The sequence below is a fragment of the Actinomadura craniellae genome (assembly GCF_003289645.1).
Taxonomy (GTDB): domain Bacteria; phylum Actinomycetota; class Actinomycetes; order Streptosporangiales; family Streptosporangiaceae; genus Actinomadura_D; species Actinomadura_D craniellae.
This window is the reverse complement of the sequence record NZ_QLYX01000005.1, coordinates 337,010-353,450: the sequence shown is the minus strand read 5'-3', so window position 1 is coordinate 353,450 and position 16,441 is coordinate 337,010. Positions and strand designations below refer to the sequence as shown.

The window sequence follows — 16,441 nt, the reverse complement described above, 5'->3', positions numbered from 1 at the left end:
TTTGCCCCACTTCAAGAGAAATGGCGTTATTGGCCGGCTCTAATTCGTCGTTTACCCCGAGGACCTCTCCCGGCCCGGCAGGTACGTCTCGGCCAGGTAGTCCTGTAGGTCGGCGTGGCGGAACTGGTACACCGGGCCGACCGCGCGCAGCAGGCCCAGCCGGTGCGCCTCGTCCAGGAACGGCATCAACCGCCGGGGCAGCAGGCCCTGGCGGGCCAGCCGCCGGGTGACCAGCTGGTACGCCCACCAGGCGTGGTGCCGGCCGCGGCCGAACCCGGAACTCCACGCGCCTCTCAGCCCGACCGGGAGACCGCTCATGAACCCCATCACGAGCCCGGCGAGGAGCAGGGGATCGCTTCCCCTCCCCCACGCACCGACGGCCGCGGCCATGACCCCGATGGTGACCGCGATGACGAGAACGGAGCCGAGCAGTCCCGAACCGGCGCGCAGCAGGTTCAACGTGCGGTCGGCCCGCCAGCTCGCCAGCGGCGTGCTGATCCGTTCTGCCGTGACCGGTGCCTCCGACCAGCTCACGAACCCGCTGATGAGCCTGATGACGAGCCCGGCCCCGCCCCCGGCCCACAAACCGAGCACCACTCCGGCTCCCGCTCCGGCCGCACTCCAGTGCCCGACCGCGAACCCGATCACGAGCCCGACCACGAGCAGGATCCCGACCTCCTCGCGGAGAACGCGCAGGAGCGGGATGAGGCGTTCGCGCAACCGCAGGTCCGCGAAGCCCGGCGGCTCCCACGCCCAGCCCGGCATCATGAACCCGACCACCACGGCGGCCGGGAGCCCCGCCACGGCGCCGGCGACCGCACCGGCCAGCAGGGCCGCGCCGACCCCGTTCGGGACGACCATGAGGGCCGCGCCGAGCCCGACCGCGAGGGCCGTGCCACGCCCGGCCGCAAGCCCGCCCCTGAACCGCAGCCCCCACCGGCCGTGGACGGTGCGGGCGAGCCGCCACCAGGCGAAGTCGCGGGTGCCCTGGTCGGTGAGGTGCCGGGCCAGGTAGCCCAGCCCGCGGCGGACCTCGGCCGGCTCGCGGCAGTGGGGGAACGCCCTGGCGAAGTCCTCCTCGCCGGCCCGGGCGGCGATCAGCGCGGGGATGAGCTGCCCGAGCAGGTGCGCGCGCAGGGCCGGCAGGCCGGGGAACCGCGTTCCGTCCAGCAGGGGGGCGGGGTCGGCGCGGCGGGTGATGTAGACCGTGCGCAGCAACCACAGGTTCAGCGGGGTGGTGACCAGACCGGCCAGGGTCGCGGCCTGGCCGTCGGGGGTACGCAGGGCCGCCAGGACGCGTTCCCAGGCCGGGGCGGGACGCGGGGGCAGGCAGCGTTCCAGGTAGGCGGCGGCCGTTTCGGGGGTGAGCGGATCGGGTTCGACCACCAGGGCGGAGGTGAGCGCGTCCCCGGCCGCCTCCAGCGCGCGGGCGAACTCGCCGGTGCGGCTGGTCAGGACGAGCTGGCCGGTGCCGAGGGAGCCGTTCAGCGCTGTGATCATCGCCGCCTGGGCGGGCTCGGGGAGTTCGTCCAGCCCGTCCAGGACCGGCAGGACGTGGCCGCGCTCGACCAGGACCTCGGGCATGTCCGGGCCCAGGCCGGGGGCGCGCAGTTCCGGGTACTCCAGGGCCAGGTGGTCCGCCAGCCAGTCGCGCAGCCGCGGGAAACGCCCGGTGTCCCACCCGGCGGCCGACACCAGGACCGGCACCGGCTCGCTCTCCTCGGCGCGGGTGGCCAGCAGTTCGCGCACCAGCTGCACGGCCAGCGTGGTCTTCCCCGTCCCCGGCCCGCCGAGGACGACGAGCCGCCGGCGCTCCAGCCGCCGGAACTCGGCCACCAGGCCGGCGATGTCACCGCCGGAGGCCGAGACCAGCACGCCGGGGGTCAGGTTGGCCGGGTGGTCCAGCAGTTCCGGCCGGCCGGTCACCCGCCACCGCACCGGGATCGGGGCGGGGTCGTCCAGCGACCGGATCAGCGCCTCGCCGTCCCACTGCCGCGCCACGAGAACGGCCAGCGTCTCCCGGACCCGGGCGACCTCCTCGCCGACCGGGACGGGCCGGGGGCCGGCGGTGCGCCGCCACCACGTCCACAGCCCCACCGCCAGCACCGGGACCGCCAGCACCGTCGCCGCCACCCCCGCGGCCGTGCCCGCGGCCGCCGGGTCGCCGCGCAACCCGGTGGCCGCCACCCAGGCCGGTAACCCGACCAGCGCGACCAGCCCGGCCACGAGCACGGCCGTGCGCCACCGGGCCCCGCGCGCCTTTCTCCGCCCCGCCATGCCGCCATCATCGCCACCGGCCCGCCCCGGCGCCCGCCACTGGCGCAAATCCGGCCGGGCCGCTACCGATCCGGGCGGGGTGTTTCCCGTTCCGGGGATCGAGCCGGGTGTTCCGGCCGCGACCGCCGGGCGCCGGCTGAGGGGCCGTCCCGCTCCGGTGCGGCGCGGGACGGCGGGACCTCAGTGCCGGAACGGGGCGAAGAGGCGGTCGGCCCGGGCGGGGTGCCAGACGACCCGGTTGGGGTCGGTGCGATCCGGGGCGACCGGGACGGTGGCGAGGACGAGGTCGTTCAGGCCGGCCCTGCCCGGGCTCCGGGCGAGGGCGTGCATCTCCCGGAAGCCGAGGTCGGAGTCGACCGCGCCGGCCGCCATCCGGAGGAAGGCGGCGAGCCAGTCCGGGCTGGAGAGCCGTTCCCCGGCCCGCCGGGCCAGCGCTTTCATGAACTGCTGCTGGCGCCTGATCCGGTCCAGGTCCGATCCGTCCCCGACCTCCCGGCGGGCGCGGATGTAGGCCAGTGCCTGGTCTCCGTCCAGGATCTGCCTGCCCGCCGGGACGCTGAGTCCCGACTGGCGGTCGGCCATCGCCCGCGGGAGAGTGATCTCGACGCCGCCGAGGGCGTCCACCATCCGCTTGAGCCCGGCGAAGTCGACCACGGCATGGTGGTCGATCTTCACCTTCGCCGCCGTCTCCACCGCCTTGCGCACGCAGCCGGGGCCGCCCTCGGCCAGCGCCGCGCCGATGCGGTCCGTCCGGGTCGCGGCGCCCGGCTTGCACGGTCCGATCCGGACCGCCGAGTCCCGGGGGATGCTGACCGCCGTGACCGGCTTCCGGCCCGCGGGCAGGTGCAGCAGGACGATCGTGTCGGCCCGGGCGCCCACGGGGTCGCCGCGCCGCCGGTCGGAGCCGATGATCAGGATGTTGAGCGCGGTGCCCGGCCGCTGTGTCCGTTCCGTCAGGGGCTCCTGGGAGGAGCGCTCGGCGCGGAGCAGCAGGACGGGGGCGGCGAGGAGGGCCGCGGTCAGCACGGCGACCAGGCCGACGAGCGCCGCCCGGCGGCGTGGCCGGCGGCGCCGTCCGGCGAGCAGGCGGGACCGCTGGCGGGCGAGGGTCGGCGGGGGTTCGTGCTCCAGGTCGCGACCGAGGTCGCGGAGCATCCGCAGGTCGTCCATGGCTACGCCTCCTCGTGCAGCGGGTTGGTGTCGCCGAGCGACGTGCGGACCTTGCGGCGGGCGCGGTTGAGCCGGGACCGGACGGTCCCGACCGGGATGGAGAGTGCCCGCGCGGCCTCCTCGTAGGAGAGGTCGCCCCAGGCGACGAGCAGCAGCACGTCGCGGTCCCGGGCGGGCAGCGCGGCGAGCGCCCGCGCGAGGGCGGGGCGGGCCGCCGCCGCCGTGACCCCGGCGGCCACCCGGTCGGCCGGGCATTCGGCGCCGCCGTCCACCGGGCTGCGCAGCAGTGCCCGGTAGCGGGCGGCCTCGGTCCGCCGGTGCCGGGAGACCAGCCGGGTGATGATGCCGAACAGCCAGGGCCGGGCGTCGTCGTAGGAGAGGTCGTAGCGGTGGCGCCGGTCGAAGGCGACGAGGAAGGTCTCGCCGACCAGGTCCTCGGCGACCTCCGGTCCCAGCCGCCTAGAAACGTACCGGTAGAGCACTCCCGCGTACCGGTCGAACAGCCCGGCGAACGCCTCCGGTCGTTCCAGCGACTCCCGGATCAGTGTGGAGTCGCCGGCCGTGGCCGCGGGCGGTGCGGTCATCGCGGACACCATGGCATGGGGCCGCCCTTTCGTGCGGGGACATGTCACCGATGTCTCGCCAGAACCCCGCCTCCGGGTTCACGGGGCCGGTCCGCCTCGACGTCGCCGGGGAACTCCGGCATCCGCCCGCGGGCCGCCAGGCCGGCTTCGGTCAGGTCATCGCCGGACGCCCGCAACGAGATCCGCGCGGGCTTCCCCCGCACCGTGCACGGAGCCGGCGGCCTCAGGTGACACGGCCCCTACGGCGAAGAGCCTCCTTCCCGTGGGAAGGAGGCTCGTGCGGTGGAGGTCAGCGGCCGTAGCGCTGGTTGAAGCGCTCGACCCGGCCCGCGGTGTCGAGGGTGCGGTTGCGGCCGGTGTAGAACGGGTGGCTCGCCGAGGAGACGTCCACGTCGATCACCGGGTAGACGTTGCCGTCCGTCCACTCGACGGTCTTGTCGCTGGTGGCGGTGGACCGGGTGAGGAAGGTGAAGTCGGCGGACCGGTCGCGGAAGACGACCGGACGGTAGTCGGGGTGCAGGCCCTTCTTCATGGGTCAGCGTTCCTCTCGGTAGGGCACGTGCTCGCGGGCGACGGGGTCGTACTTGCGGAGCACGAGCCGGTCGGGGTCGTTCCTGCGGTTCTTGCGGGTCACGTAGGTGTGGCCGGTGCCCGCGGTCGAGCGCAGCTTGACCACCGGGCGTGATTCGCTCCTCGCCACTCGGGCCCCCTCTCGATGCCTACGAATGAAAACGGTTTTCGTTTGCATCCTACTCAACCCGCCCGGCCACAGATCCATTCCCGGCCCTCAGCCGGTGGCGATGGTGACGCTGGCGGTCATCCCGGGCAGCAGCCCCTCAGGCGGGTCGTCGAACGCGATCCGGACCCCGTAGCGGACGAGGTCACCGTCCCGGGTGGCGTCCGGGGCGATGTGCACCACGCTGCCGGTGAACCGCTCGCCGGGCCGCACCGTCAGGGTGATCTCGGCGTCCTGCCCGACCGCCAGGGCCGCCACGTCGCTCTGGGAGAACAGCCCCTCGACCTGGACCTCGTCGAGGTCGCCCAGCGTGACGAAGGCGCTCGACCCCCCGGTCCGGGTACCGGCGGTGCCGGCGACGGTCAGCACCGTGCCCGAGGCCGGCGCCACGATCCGGGTGCCGGCCAGCGCCCGCTCGGCCCGCCGTACCCCCACCTCGGCCTGGACGACCTGCGCGGCGGCGTTCGCCCCGGTCCCGGATCCGGTGGCACCCGCGCAGCCGCCCGCCTCCCGTTCCCGGGGTACGGGCGTCACCGTGGCGGCCGGCGACCGGCTCGGCGTGCCGGACGGCTCGGGCGAACCCGACGGCGCCGGGGTCGGCGTCGGCGTCGGGGAGGACCGGACCCGGTACGCGGCGGGCGCGACCGCGCAGGAACCACCGGAACGCGCGGGCCGGTCGCGCGCCTCGATCGCCGCGGCCAACTCGGCCCTGGCCACCGCAAGATCCTCCCGCGCGGCGGTGTCGTCGAGCCGGGCCAGGACCTGACCGGCCCGGACCACGTCCCCGGCCCGGACCCGCACCTGCCGGACGGTCCCGGAGGTGCCGAAGGCCAGCCCGCGGACACCGGAACCCTGCACCGTCCCGGCCGCGGCGGCGACGGCCGCGTCCTGCCGGGCCGGTGCGGTCCGCGGGCCGGCCGGCGGCTCGCCGCCGGTCCACAGCGGCAGCGTCCCCGCCAGGAGCAGGAGAGCCACGGCGCTCCACACCTTCTTGGGAATCCGGGCCAGTCGCCTGGTCAACGCGGGCGCAATCATGACAGTGCAGGATGGCGGGCGGTCCTTAGGGGAGCCTCCGGCCCGGCTAAGAATTCGCTAAGAGTCGCCGCCGGCCCGGTTCTCAGCGTTTTCTTAACCTCGTCTCAGGTCCCGTTTCATCCGGCCGTGCATCCTCGGCCAGGTGAAATCGCGGATCCTTCGAAGCCGCCCGGCCCGGTCGCTGCCCGGCGGGCGGCGCACCGTGAACGGGGCGCTGGCGGTGGTGCTGGTGGCGGCGGGCACGCTGGGGTACCTGTCCCTGCGGGGCGACGGCGGCTCCGCCACGGCCCCCCGGACGGTGACGGTGGCCCGGGGCACCCTGCTCGCCTCGGTGTCGGCCACCGGCTCGGTGGGCAGCGCCCGGACCGGCGACCTCGACTTCGGCGCCACCGGCACCATCGAGACGATCAACGTCCAGGTCGGGGACACCGTCAGGAAGGGCCAGGTCCTGGCCACCCTCGACGACGCCCAGCTCCGGGACGAGGTGACGGCGGCCAAGGCCGCGCTGGACGCCGCCGGCGAAGGCGACACCTCCACCGCCGCCGGGTACGCCGCCTACCTGTCGGCCAAGTCCCGGCACGCCCAGGCGTCCCGGCAGCTGGCGGGCACGACGCTGACGGCCCCGTTCGCCGGGACCGTCACCGCGGTCAACGGCACGGTCGGCGGCCCCGCCACCGGTTCAAACACCGGGTCAGGCGGCCAGACCGGCGACCAGGCCGGCGGCCAGTCCACCTCGGGGAACGACTCCGCCGGCACGGGACTCGTCTCCATCGCCGACACCACCAGGCTGGAGGTGAACGCGATGTTCACCGAAGCCGACGTCGCCAAGCTCAAACGCGGGCAACCGGCCACGGTCGGCTTCGACGCGCTGCCCGGAACGTCCGCCTCCGGGAAGGTCGCCGCGATCGCCCAGACACCCACCACCAGCAACAACGTCGTGCAGTACGAGGTCCGGATGTCCCTGGACGAACGACCCGGCGGAGTGCGGCTGGGGCAGACCACCAAGGTCTCGGTGGTGACGGGCAAGGCCGAGAACGTGCTGTACCTGCCGGCGACGGCGGTACGGACCGCCGGCGGCCGCGGCACCGTCATCGTCGCCGCCGGGGACCGCCGGGTCACCACCATGGTGGAGACGGGGCTGAGCGGCGACCGGGGCATCGAGATCCGGTCCGGGCTGACCGAAGGCGCACGGGTCCTGCTCCCCGACGCCCAGACGCCCGCCCAGGAAGGTGGCCGGGCCAGGCCGGGCGGCCCCGGCGGCGGCTTCGGCGGCGGAGGCGGGCTCGGCGGCGGCGTTCGCGGGGGCGGCCGATGAGCGCCCCGGCCACACCGGTGCTGGACGTGCGCGCCGTCACCAAGGTCTACGGGCAGGGGGAGACCGCCGTGCGCGCGCTGCGCGGCGTCTCCCTCACGGTCGAGCGCGGCGACTATGTCGCGATCATGGGTGCGTCCGGTTCCGGCAAGTCGACCCTGATGAACATCCTCGGCTGCCTGGACGCGCCCACCGCGGGCCGCTACCTGCTGGACGGCACCGACGTCGGCGGGCTGGACGAGCACCGGCTGGCGATCGTCCGCAACCGCAAGCTCGGTTTCGTGTTCCAGTCCTTCAACCTCATCCCCCGGATGAGCGCGCTGGCCAACGTCGAGTTGCCGCTGTCCTACGGGGGCGTGCCCGCCGCGGAACGCCGCCGCCGGGCACTGGCGGCGCTGGACGCGGTCGGGCTGGCCGAGCGGGCCGGGCACGAACCCAACGAGCTGTCCGGCGGCCAGCAGCAGCGGGTGGCGGTGGCCCGCGCGCTGGTCACCTCCCCGTCGCTGCTGCTGGCCGACGAGCCGACCGGCAACCTCGACAGCACCTCCACCGCGGACGTGCTGGGCATCCTCGCCGGGCTCAACACCAGGGGACGCACCGTCGTGGTCATCACGCACGAGGACGAGGTCGCCGGCCGCGCCAAACGGGTGATCCGCCTGGCGGACGGTCAGATCACCGAGGACCTCCGGCGCGCCCCCGTCGCCGGCCCGCCGCGCTTCGGGGCGGCCCGGTGAACGCCGACGTCGTCCGGTTCGCGCTGCGCGGGCTGGGCGCCAACAAGCTGCGCAGCGGGCTGACGACGCTGGGCGTCCTCATCGGGGTGGGGGCGGTGATCCTGCTGGTGGCGGTCGGCAACGGCTCCTCGATCCAGATCGAGGAGAACCTGGCCCGGCTCGGCTCGAACATGCTGACCGTGCGCCCCACCACCAGCGGCGGCGGCCCGGGCGGCGGGGCCCGGGCCGCCGCGCAGACCGGTCCCCGGGTCCAGGCCAGGCCGCTCACCGTCGAGGACGCCGCGGCGCTGGCCGACCCGGCCGCCGCCCCGTCGGTCAAGTCGGCTTCCCCGGTCGTGACGCTGCCCTCGGCGGCCGCCACCTACGCCGGCGGCAGCCACACGATCAGCCAGTTCGTCGGCTCCGACCCCGCCTACTTCGGCACCACCAACAACCAGGTCGCGGCGGGCGCCTACTTCACGGCCGCCGACGTCGCCCAGGCCCGCAAGGTCATGCTGATCGGGCACACCGTGGCCGAGAACCTGTTCGGCACCGCCGACCCGCTGGGCCGGCAGGTGACGGTCGGCGGCGTGCCGTTCACCGTCGTGGGGGTGCTGCGGGAGAAGGGGTCCGCGGGGTTCGCCGACGCCGACGACCTCGCCGTCGCCCCGCTGACGGCGGTCCGGCAGAGCCTGACCGGCTTCGGCGGCCTCGACCAGATCGTGGTCCAGGCCAGGGACGCGAACTCGACGGCGACCGCGCAGAGCGAGATCTCGGCGATCCTGGACCAGCGGCACGGGATCACCACCGGTTCCGGCACCGACTACGCGGTGCAGAACCAGGCGAGCCTCCAGCAGACCGTCAGCGATTCGAGCCGGACCTTCACCGTGCTGCTCGGCGCGGTCGCCGCGATCAGCCTGCTGGTCGGCGGGATCGGCATCACCAACATCATGCTCGTCACCGTCACCGAGCGCACCCGCGAGATCGGCATCCGCAAGGCGATCGGCGCGCCCCGGCGGGCCATCATGGGCCAGTTCCTCACCGAGGCGACCGTGCTCAGCCTGGTCGGCGGGCTGCTCGGGGTCGCCGTCGGCGTGGTCGGCAGCCAGTTCACCATCGCCGGGGTGGAGCCGGTGATCGTGCCCGGCTCCATCTTCCTGTCCCTGGGCGTCTCCCTCGCGATCGGGCTCTTCTTCGGGAGCTACCCGGCCGGCCGCGCCGCGTCGCTGCGCCCGATCGAGGCGCTGCGCCATGAGTGACCCGCACGACCGAAACGGAGACCCTGCCGTGCGCAAGACCCAGGACACACCGCCCGGCCCGCTGGACGGCTCCCCCTTCCCCGGCGACATCGAGACCGCGCTCGCCGCGTCCCCCCGGCCGCGGCGGGCCGTGTCGACCACCTTCCTGGCCGCGGCCGTGCTGCTGGCGGTCGGGTTCCTCGGCGGCGTCCAGGCCCAGCAGCGGTGGGGCGCCCAGGAGCAGGGGAGCGCGGCCCGCCCCGGCGGCGCCCTCGCCGGGAACGGCGGCGGTTCCCCGGCCGGCCGCGGCGCCTTCGCCAGGAACGGCGGCTCCCCGAACGGCGGCGCCGGGGTGACCACCGGGACCGTCCGGCTCGTCAGCGGCCGCACCGTCTACCTCCAGACCCCGGACGGCACGACGGTGCCGGTCGAGACCGCGGCCGGCACCACCATCCAGGTGAGCACGGCCGGGAAGATCACCGACCTCAGGCCGGGCGCTTCGGTGGTGGTGCGCGGCACCGCCGGAGCCACCGGAAAGGTCACCGCCACCAGCATCACCGCGGGCCCCGCGGCCGCCGCCCCCGGCCGCGGGAACGGCGCGGGAGGCTGACCCGCCATGGAAGAGACGAACGCGATGACCACCTCCATCCGGCGCGGCACGCCCGGAGCGCACCGCCTCCGCGGCTGCGTGGCCGCGGCGGCGCTCGCGGTCCTCGCCGCGGCCTCCGCAGCCTGCGGCGGCGGGAACGCCACGGCGGGCGGCACCCCGCCCGGCGCTCCCCGAGCCGCCGACCGCACCGCCTACCAGGACTGCTTGAAACGGCAGGGCGTCGAACTCCCCCGGCGCGGCGGCCCGAGCCCCGGGCCCGATGGACGCCCGAGCCCTGGACTTGACGGCCGCCCAAGCCTTGGAACCGACGGCCGTCCGTATGGCCGCCCGAGTCCCGGACCGGACGGACGCCTGAGTGGCCACCCGAGCCCCGGAACCGACGGACGCCCGAACCCGGGACCTGACGGCCGCCCGAGTCCCGGAACCGGCGGACGCCCGAACCCCGGGCCGGACGGCGGTCCCGGGGCGGGTTGGGGACGGCCGTCGCTGTCGGCCGAGCAGCGGAAAGCCGTCCAGGCCTGCGCCTCGCTGCGCCCCGAGGCCCGCAGCCCGAGCGACCGGAACGGCAGCGCGCTGCGCGCGTTCGCCGACTGCATGGCCAAGAACGGCGCCGAGGTCCCCGCGGGCACCCCGCCGAACCGGCTGCGGACCGCCGACCCCAAGGTCGCCAAGGCGCTGGCCGAGTGCCGCCCGCTGCTGCCCGCCGGTGGCGGCTCGCCGCGGCCCACCGGCTGAGCACCGCTGATGGAGCGGGTCACCGGCGGCCCCGTCCCGGATCGGCCGCCCGAGGGGCCACCTAACCTGGCGGTCATGAGCACCCCCGCACCGGGCCCGGCACCGCCCCGGATCCTGGTGGTCGACGACGAACCGGCCGTGCGCAACACGCTGGCCGGCGGCCTGGAGTACGAGGGCTACCAGGTCGTCACGGCGGCCGACGGCCGGCAGGCGCTCGCCGCGCTGGCCCGGGAGGCGCCCGACCTGGTGCTGCTGGACGTCATGATGCCCGGCATGGACGGGCTGACCGCCTGCCGCCGGCTGCGCGCCACCGGCTCGACGGTCCCGGTGCTGATGCTGACCGCCCGCGGGATGGTCGGCGACCGCGTCACCGGCCTGGACGCGGGAGCCGACGACTACCTGGCCAAGCCGTTCGACCTGGACGAACTACTGGCCCGCGTCCGGGCCCTGCTGCGGCGCCGCGCCATGGCGGCGGCCAGGCCCCCGCAGGAGGTGCTGGAGTTCGCGGACCTGACGATGAACGTCCCCACCCGGGAGGTCACCCGCGCGGGCAGCCCGCTGGCGCTGACCCGCACCGAGTTCTCCCTGCTGGAACTGCTACTGCGGCACCCCCGGCAGGTACTGAGCCGCGAGCTGATCCTCCAGGAGGTCTGGGGGTTCACCTACGAGCCCCCGACCAGCTCGCTGCACGTGTACGTGATGTACCTGCGGCGCAAGACCGAGGCCGCGGGCGACCCCCGGCTGATCCACACCGTACGCGGCGTCGGCTACGTCCTACGGGAACGGGAGCCCGGGTGACCGGCCACCTCCGAGCACACGGCGCCGGACACGCCCTTCCGGCAGGAGAACCCGCGTGACCAGCCGCCGCCACACACGCCCTCCCGGAACGAGAACCCGCGTGACCAGCCACCCTCACGGCATCGGACTCACCCTCCCGGCAGGAGAACCCGCGTGACCGGCCACCTCCGAGCACACGGCGCCGGACACGCCCTTCCGACAGGAGAACCCGCGTGACCAGCCGCCGCCACACACGCCCTCCCGGAACGAGAACCCGCGTGACCAGCCGCCGCCACACACGCCCTCCCGGAACGAGAACCCGCGTGACCAGCCGCCGCCACACACGCCCTCCCGGAACGAGAACCCGCGTGACCAGCCGCCGCCACACACGCCCTCCCGGAACGAGAACCCGCGTGACCAGCCGCCGCCACACACGCCCTCCCGGAACGAGAACCCGCGTGACCAGCCGCCGCCACACACGCCCTCCCGGAACGAGAACCCGCGTGACCAGCCGCCGCCACACACGCCCTCCCGGAACGGGAACCCGCGTGACCAGCCGCCGCCCTACGCACGGCGCCGGACACGCCCTCCGGGAACGGGAGCGGGCGTGACCGGCCGTGTCCGGACGCGGGGTGCCACGTTCCGGTCCCGGCTGGCGCTGCTCACCGTCCTGTCGGTGGCGGTCGGCGTGGTGGCGTGTGCCGTCAGCGCCTGGTTCCTGTCCCGCGCCCAGATGTACCAGCAGGTGGACCGGTCGTTGCAGACGGCACCGCTGGGCAGGCTCGACAACCGCCGCGCCGATGGGCTCCCGCCCGCCTGGGAGGAGTGCCGGTCCGCTCCCGACCAGCAGCCGCTGCGGCCGCTGCGCTACACCACGCAGTCGGTGACCGCCGACGGCCGCGGCTGCTGGCTCGCCGGCCCCCACGCGCTGACGGTCACCGGCCGGGACGTGCGCGTCGCCCGCGGCCTGGACCGGCAGGCGCTGCACGACGGGACCGCCACTGACGGCACCCCCATGCGGGTGCTGACCCGCACGCTGCACCCGCCGCCGGGCCGCGCCGCCGAGCCCGTCACCATCTCGATCGCGGTCCCCCTCGACCAGCTCCACCGCTCCCTGGACAGCCTGGCCCTGCTGCTGGCGGCGCTGGCGGGCCTGTGCGTGACCGGCGCCGCCGTGATCGGCCTGCTGCTGGGCCGCGCCGCGCTGCGGCCCATCGACCGGCTCACCCGGGTCGTCGAGCACATCGCCCGCACCGAGGACCTGCGCATCCGCATCCCCGACAGCGGGGACGACGAGATCGCCCGGCTCAGCCGCTCCTTCAACACCATGACGGTCGCGCTGGCCGCGGCCCGCGACCGCCAGCAGCAGCTCATCATCGACGCCGGCCACGAACTGCGCACGCCGCTCACCAGCCTGCGCGGCAACATCGACCTGCTGTTGCGCGCCGACCAGGAGGGCCGGTCTCTGCCCGCGCACACCCGCGCAACACTGCTCGGCGACCTCAAGGCGCAGATGCTCGAACTGACCAGCCTCGTCGACGACCTCCTGGAGCTGGCCCCGCCCGGCGACCCGCCGCCCGGTGACACCGTCGCGCTGCACGAGGTGACCCGCACCGCCCTGGCCCGGGCCCGGCTGCGCGGCCCGGGGCTGCGGTTCGAGCAGCAACTGCGGCCCTGGTACGTCCACGGCGACACCGCCGCACTGGAGCGCGCGGTGCTCAACCTGCTGGACAACGCGATCAAGTTCAGCCCGCCCGGCGGCACCGTCACCACCCGCCTCAGCGACGGGGAACTCACCATCACCGACCAGGGCCCCGGCATCGCCGACGAGGACCTGCCGCACGTGTTCGACCGGTTCTGGCGCTCCCCGTCCGCGCGCAGCCTGCCCGGTTCCGGCCTCGGGCTGTCCATCGTCGCCCGCGCGGCCCACGACACCGGAGGCACCATCCGCCTCGCCCGGCCCCCGGACGGCGGCACCACCGCGCACCTCAGCATCCCCGGCGGCCCCGCCCCCGATCAGGCCCGTCCGGCCCCGGGCGGCGGACGCCCGGCCCGGTAGCCGGTACCCCGCCGGCCCCTTGCCCGCATGATCGTTGAGGATGGGTGGGGCCCAGCCCCACCCATCCTCAACGATCACCGGCGCAGGCACTTGTGCCAGGTGGTGCGGTGTCCAGCAACGTTCACCGGGTCCACCCCTGCCTCGGAACGTGATCGTGGAGGATAGGTGGGCCCAGCCCCACCTATCCTCCACGATCACGTTCCGGGCAAGCCGCAAGGTGAGGTCGCAAACGTTGCTGGACACCGCACTAGCGGGCCTCTGGTCAGCTCAGCGGTGTGAGCTGGGGCGACCCCGGCGGCACGTCACCTGCAAGGCGCGCCCCGCCAGGGCGGCCGGGTCCTGCCCGAGCGAACCAGGACCACCGGCACCCGGCCCACTTCGAAACACGCCTTAGAGCGGACGTCCCCGCTCGGTATGCTGGGAGGCCGATGCCGTCGATGGTCCGCGCCCGCCGTAAGGGGCGTTTCACATGAAACACGAGATGACAGGGGGCGACCGGGCCCCGGAGGCATGAGTCGGGCGGTTCGCGTCCGCTCCCCCCGCGAGCTGCGGGCCGAGCGCCGCCGTCGCGGCCACCGTTGCTGGGACCATCTGCTCGCCGCACCGCTGTGGCCGTTGCACGGCGCCAACCTCGGAACGCTGCTGCGCACCTGCGATGCCGTCGGAGCCTGCATCGCGGTCCCGCGCTTCAGCTGGGTGCCTGAGGCGCTCGCCCGCGGCAACACCCTGCGCCGACCGGCCTGCGTGCACTGGACCGGTGACCCCCTCGGCTGGCTGGCCGCCCGGCGCGCCGACGGCGACCGGATCCTGGGCGTCGAACTGGCGGAGGGCGCCGTCCGGCTGGCGGACCTGCCCATGGCCCGTTCCCGGACGGTGATGGTGCTGGGTCACGAGCAGACCGGCATCCCGCCCGAGGCCCTCGACCTGCTCGACCAGGTCGTCGAGATCCCCATGATCGGAACCGGTGCCAGCCTCAACGTCGCCGTGGCCGGTTCCCTGGTCCTCTACAAACTCGCCGGGATGTCCTGACCGAGCAGGCGCCCGAGTTCGGCGTACAACCACTCGTCGTGGTGGATCCCGCCCTCGTCACCGGCCGGGCCGAACACCCGGCGACCCCGGGTCGCCAGGTCGGCCCGGGGAACCTCGCCCACCCCGACGAGGAGTTCGGTGTCGCGCATGTCACGAAAATGGGGGCGTTCACCGGTTACGGTGCCCTCATGCCGCTGCGCGAGTCCGAGCCGCTGTTCGTGTACGGAACCCTGCGGTTCCCCGAAGTGCTCCAGGCGCTGCTGGGCCGGGTGCCCAACCGCGCCCCCGCCGAAGCGCCCGGCCTGCGGGTCGTCGCGCTACCAGGCCGGGTCTACCCCGGCCTGATCCCCGGGGCTGGGATCGCCCGCGGGCTGCTGCTGACCGGCCTGACCGTGCGAGAGCAGCGCGTGCTGGACGACTTCGAGGGCCCCGAATACGAGCGGCGGCGGATCGGTCTCGGCGACGGCCGGCACGCGGCGGCGTACCTGTGGGACCCCGACGCGGACCACCTCGACGAGGAGTGGTCACCCCAGGACTTCGCCCGGCGACACCTGGACGACTACGTCGACCGGCTCGGCGGCTCGGCGGAAACCACCACCCACCCCGTGCAGGACGCCGCCCGCCCGGAGCCCACCGCGGCAGACTGCCCAGCCCAGGACGAGCACCCCGCCGCGGCAGACTACCCAGCCCGGGATGGGCGCCCCGCCGCGACAGACTACCCAGCCCGGGATGAGCGCCCCGCCGCACCGGACTAGATCCAGTCCCCCATAAGAGGACGGACCCGCCGAAGGGTGACCCGGCTCCCGTGAACGGTCGGCCGCACCGGAAAGGCGGTGTGCGGGTGGGTGCCCCCGCTGTTTCGGCGTTCTCACCCACCGACTTCCCCGGTCGGTAAAACGACCGGCGAACCATGGGCGAGATCACCGGCCAGCCATTCCCCTGACCAGTGGACCGTGCCATTGATAGTTACTTTGCACAATGCCATCTTTCGCATTGTGCCGTCGCACCGTTCGCGAATCGACAACGCGGTTCCACTCCCAGCCCATAGCGCTTCACCAGCCTCCTACCCGGCGGTAATACTTGCGCCACGCCCACCCCGTTGGAGGATCCCCATGCGCTTCTCTCGTGTCGTCTCCGCGACGCTGGGAGCATTCGCCCTCACCGCGCTCACGACCGTCGCCGCCCCCCTCTCACACGCGGCGACCGGCGAATACGTCGCCATGGGCGACTCCTACGCCTCCGGAACCGGCGCCGGAAACTATTCCGACACCGCCTGCACTAGAAGCAGAAACGCCTATCCGGCACTATGGGCCGCCGCCAATTCCCCGGCGTCCTTCAAATTCGTCGCCTGCGGTGGCGCGCAGGTCCCCGACGTGCAGCGCAACCAGCTTTCGGCGCTGAGCGCGTCCACCCAGCTGGTGAGCATCAGCATCGGCGGCAACGACACCGGATTCGCGTCCGTCATGCTCAGTTGCAAGTACTCCACCACCAGCGCGTGCGAGCGCGCCCTGGCGGACTCCCGCGAGGTCGCCGAGAACGAACTGCCCGGGCAGCTCGACGCCCTGTACGCCCAGATCCGCACCCGCGCCCCGCAGGCCAGGGTCGTCGTGGTCGGCTACCCCTACCTGTACAAGAACGGCGGTCTCTGCATCGGCGGCCTGAGCTCCGCCAAGCGCACCATGCTCAACCAGGGCTCGGACCTGCTCAACGGCATCATCGCCGGCCGGGCCCAGGCCGCGGGCTTCGTGTTCGCCGACGCCCGCCCGGCCTTCGCGGGCCACGAGATCTGCACCAGCGACGAGTGGATCAGCGGTTCCAACGTCCACCCCACCGCCGAGGGCCACACCCTCGGCTACCTTCCGGCCTTCACGACGGCGGCCGCCTGACGCCGTCTCCCCGGGGACACTCCCTTCTCCCCGGCCCGTGGGGCCGGCCGATCCCACTCCTGTCGGCCGGCCCCACACCTGCAAAGACCCGGCCCGGCCGCGGCCGCCACCCCGCCGCGCCCGGGCCGTCCCATTTCCAGAGATTCATCACCGAGCCGTGGATCGGCCCTGTCACCGACCATGCCGGGGGCCGCTCCTTCCCGCCCGCTCCGCCGCGGCGGGCCGGAGCCGTCCGTCCGGCGCATGAACGGTGCTGGCGGTCCCGGTGCCGGCGGTGGGG

At 74.5% G+C, this 16,441-nt stretch carries 17 protein-coding genes; 10 read left to right on the top strand and 7 right to left on the bottom strand.

Annotation, left to right across the window (positions count from 1 at the left end; all coding sequences use genetic code 11):
* Positions 1 to 51: 51 nt before the first annotated feature.
* The 6 genes from DPM19_RS13920 to DPM19_RS13895 form a co-directional block, all read right to left on the bottom strand.
* Positions 52 to 2,277 carry an NACHT domain-containing protein gene (locus DPM19_RS13920; RefSeq protein WP_111867187.1) on the bottom strand — a complete coding sequence of 742 codons (2,226 nt, stop codon included), beginning with the start codon at positions 2,275 to 2,277 and terminating at the stop codon, positions 52 to 54.
* Positions 2,278 to 2,457: 180 nt separating this feature from the next.
* On the bottom strand, positions 2,458 to 3,447 hold the full coding sequence (locus DPM19_RS13915) for an LCP family protein (protein WP_111867184.1): 990 nt from the start codon (positions 3,445 to 3,447) through the stop codon (positions 2,458 to 2,460).
* A 2-nt stretch (positions 3,448 to 3,449) separates the two neighbouring features.
* Entirely contained in the window at positions 3,450 to 4,031 is a 582-nt protein-coding gene (locus DPM19_RS13910) for an RNA polymerase sigma factor (protein ID WP_111867535.1), read from the bottom strand.
* Positions 4,032 to 4,320: 289 nt separating this feature from the next.
* The gene (locus tag DPM19_RS13905; RefSeq protein ID WP_111867181.1) at positions 4,321 to 4,563 is read right to left on the bottom strand and encodes a type B 50S ribosomal protein L31; all 243 of its coding nucleotides are present in this window, start codon (positions 4,561 to 4,563) and stop codon (positions 4,321 to 4,323) included.
* A 3-nt stretch (positions 4,564 to 4,566) separates the two neighbouring features.
* Positions 4,567 to 4,731, bottom strand: a complete 165-nt coding sequence (gene rpmG / locus DPM19_RS13900; protein ID WP_111867179.1) for a 50S ribosomal protein L33 — start codon at positions 4,729 to 4,731, stop codon at positions 4,567 to 4,569.
* 87 nt (positions 4,732 to 4,818) lie between these two features.
* The gene (locus DPM19_RS13895; protein ID WP_158566784.1) at positions 4,819 to 5,742 is read right to left on the bottom strand and encodes an efflux RND transporter periplasmic adaptor subunit; all 924 of its coding nucleotides are present in this window, start codon (positions 5,740 to 5,742) and stop codon (positions 4,819 to 4,821) included.
* A 202-nt stretch (positions 5,743 to 5,944) separates the two neighbouring features.
* On the opposite strand from DPM19_RS13895, the gene DPM19_RS13890 reads away from it, so the two are divergent.
* The 8 genes from DPM19_RS13890 to DPM19_RS13860 all read left to right on the top strand — a co-directional run bounded on the left by DPM19_RS13890 (position 5,945) and on the right by DPM19_RS13860 (position 14,275).
* On the top strand, positions 5,945 to 7,117 hold the full coding sequence (locus DPM19_RS13890) for an efflux RND transporter periplasmic adaptor subunit (protein WP_233510129.1): 1,173 nt from the start codon (positions 5,945 to 5,947) through the stop codon (positions 7,115 to 7,117).
* On the top strand, positions 7,114 to 7,848 hold the full coding sequence (locus tag DPM19_RS13885) for an ABC transporter ATP-binding protein (RefSeq protein ID WP_111867174.1): 735 nt from the start codon (positions 7,114 to 7,116) through the stop codon (positions 7,846 to 7,848). The genes DPM19_RS13890 and DPM19_RS13885 overlap by 4 nt, the downstream gene beginning before the upstream one ends.
* Positions 7,845 to 9,086 carry an ABC transporter permease gene (locus DPM19_RS13880; protein WP_111867172.1) on the top strand — a complete coding sequence of 414 codons (1,242 nt, stop codon included), beginning with the start codon at positions 7,845 to 7,847 and terminating at the stop codon, positions 9,084 to 9,086. Before DPM19_RS13885 ends, DPM19_RS13880 begins: the two co-directional genes overlap by 4 nt.
* A gap of 28 nt (positions 9,087 to 9,114) precedes the next feature.
* A complete protein-coding gene (locus DPM19_RS13875) occupies positions 9,115 to 9,675 on the top strand; it encodes a hypothetical protein (RefSeq protein WP_111867169.1) in 561 nt (186 codons plus the stop codon).
* A gap of 6 nt (positions 9,676 to 9,681) precedes the next feature.
* Positions 9,682 to 10,410 carry a hypothetical protein gene (locus DPM19_RS34835; RefSeq protein ID WP_146778858.1) on the top strand — a complete coding sequence of 243 codons (729 nt, stop codon included), beginning with the start codon at positions 9,682 to 9,684 and terminating at the stop codon, positions 10,408 to 10,410.
* A 75-nt stretch (positions 10,411 to 10,485) separates the two neighbouring features.
* Positions 10,486 to 11,208 carry a response regulator transcription factor gene (locus DPM19_RS13870; protein ID WP_111867531.1) on the top strand — a complete coding sequence of 241 codons (723 nt, stop codon included), beginning with the start codon at positions 10,486 to 10,488 and terminating at the stop codon, positions 11,206 to 11,208.
* 586 nt (positions 11,209 to 11,794) lie between these two features.
* On the top strand, positions 11,795 to 13,246 hold the full coding sequence (locus tag DPM19_RS13865; RefSeq protein ID WP_233510128.1) for a sensor histidine kinase: 1,452 nt from the start codon (positions 11,795 to 11,797) through the stop codon (positions 13,244 to 13,246).
* A 510-nt stretch (positions 13,247 to 13,756) separates the two neighbouring features.
* Positions 13,757 to 14,275, top strand: a complete 519-nt coding sequence (locus DPM19_RS13860) for a TrmH family RNA methyltransferase (RefSeq protein ID WP_111867166.1) — start codon at positions 13,757 to 13,759, stop codon at positions 14,273 to 14,275.
* Here the strand turns inward: DPM19_RS13860 and DPM19_RS35245 are convergent.
* A complete protein-coding gene (locus DPM19_RS35245) occupies positions 14,251 to 14,424 on the bottom strand; it encodes a hypothetical protein (RefSeq protein ID WP_158566783.1) in 174 nt (57 codons plus the stop codon). The genes DPM19_RS13860 and DPM19_RS35245 overlap by 25 nt on opposite strands.
* A 39-nt stretch (positions 14,425 to 14,463) precedes the next feature.
* On the opposite strand from DPM19_RS35245, the gene DPM19_RS13855 reads away from it, so the two are divergent.
* Together DPM19_RS13855 and DPM19_RS13850 are read left to right on the top strand one after the other, a co-directional pair.
* Positions 14,464 to 15,030 (top strand): gamma-glutamylcyclotransferase family protein, encoded by a 567-nt coding sequence (locus tag DPM19_RS13855; protein ID WP_111867525.1) that lies wholly within the window; start codon positions 14,464 to 14,466, stop codon positions 15,028 to 15,030.
* Between the two features lie 357 nt (positions 15,031 to 15,387).
* Positions 15,388 to 16,161 carry an SGNH/GDSL hydrolase family protein gene (locus DPM19_RS13850; RefSeq protein ID WP_111867163.1) on the top strand — a complete coding sequence of 258 codons (774 nt, stop codon included), beginning with the start codon at positions 15,388 to 15,390 and terminating at the stop codon, positions 16,159 to 16,161.
* Positions 16,162 to 16,441: the final 280 nt, after the last annotated feature.

Coding starts and splice junctions, on each gene's coding strand:
- DPM19_RS13915 (WP_111867184.1), bottom strand. CDS start 3,447: ATGGACGACCTGCGGATGCTCCGCGACCTCGGTCGCGACCTGGAGCAC.
- DPM19_RS13850 (WP_111867163.1), top strand. CDS start 15,388: ATGCGCTTCTCTCGTGTCGTCTCCGCGACGCTGGGAGCATTCGCCCTC.
- DPM19_RS13905 (WP_111867181.1), bottom strand. CDS start 4,563: ATGAAGAAGGGCCTGCACCCCGACTACCGTCCGGTCGTCTTCCGCGAC.
- DPM19_RS13910 (WP_111867535.1), bottom strand. CDS start 4,031: ATGACCGCACCGCCCGCGGCCACGGCCGGCGACTCCACACTGATCCGG.
- DPM19_RS13855 (WP_111867525.1), top strand. CDS start 14,464: ATGCCGCTGCGCGAGTCCGAGCCGCTGTTCGTGTACGGAACCCTGCGG.
- DPM19_RS13860 (WP_111867166.1), top strand. CDS start 13,757: ATGAGTCGGGCGGTTCGCGTCCGCTCCCCCCGCGAGCTGCGGGCCGAG.
- DPM19_RS34835 (WP_146778858.1), top strand. CDS start 9,682: ATGGAAGAGACGAACGCGATGACCACCTCCATCCGGCGCGGCACGCCC.
- DPM19_RS35245 (WP_158566783.1), bottom strand. CDS start 14,424: ATGCGCGACACCGAACTCCTCGTCGGGGTGGGCGAGGTTCCCCGGGCC.
- DPM19_RS13920 (WP_111867187.1), bottom strand. CDS start 2,277: ATGGCGGGGCGGAGAAAGGCGCGCGGGGCCCGGTGGCGCACGGCCGTG.
- DPM19_RS13870 (WP_111867531.1), top strand. CDS start 10,486: ATGAGCACCCCCGCACCGGGCCCGGCACCGCCCCGGATCCTGGTGGTC.
- DPM19_RS13885 (WP_111867174.1), top strand. CDS start 7,114: ATGAGCGCCCCGGCCACACCGGTGCTGGACGTGCGCGCCGTCACCAAG.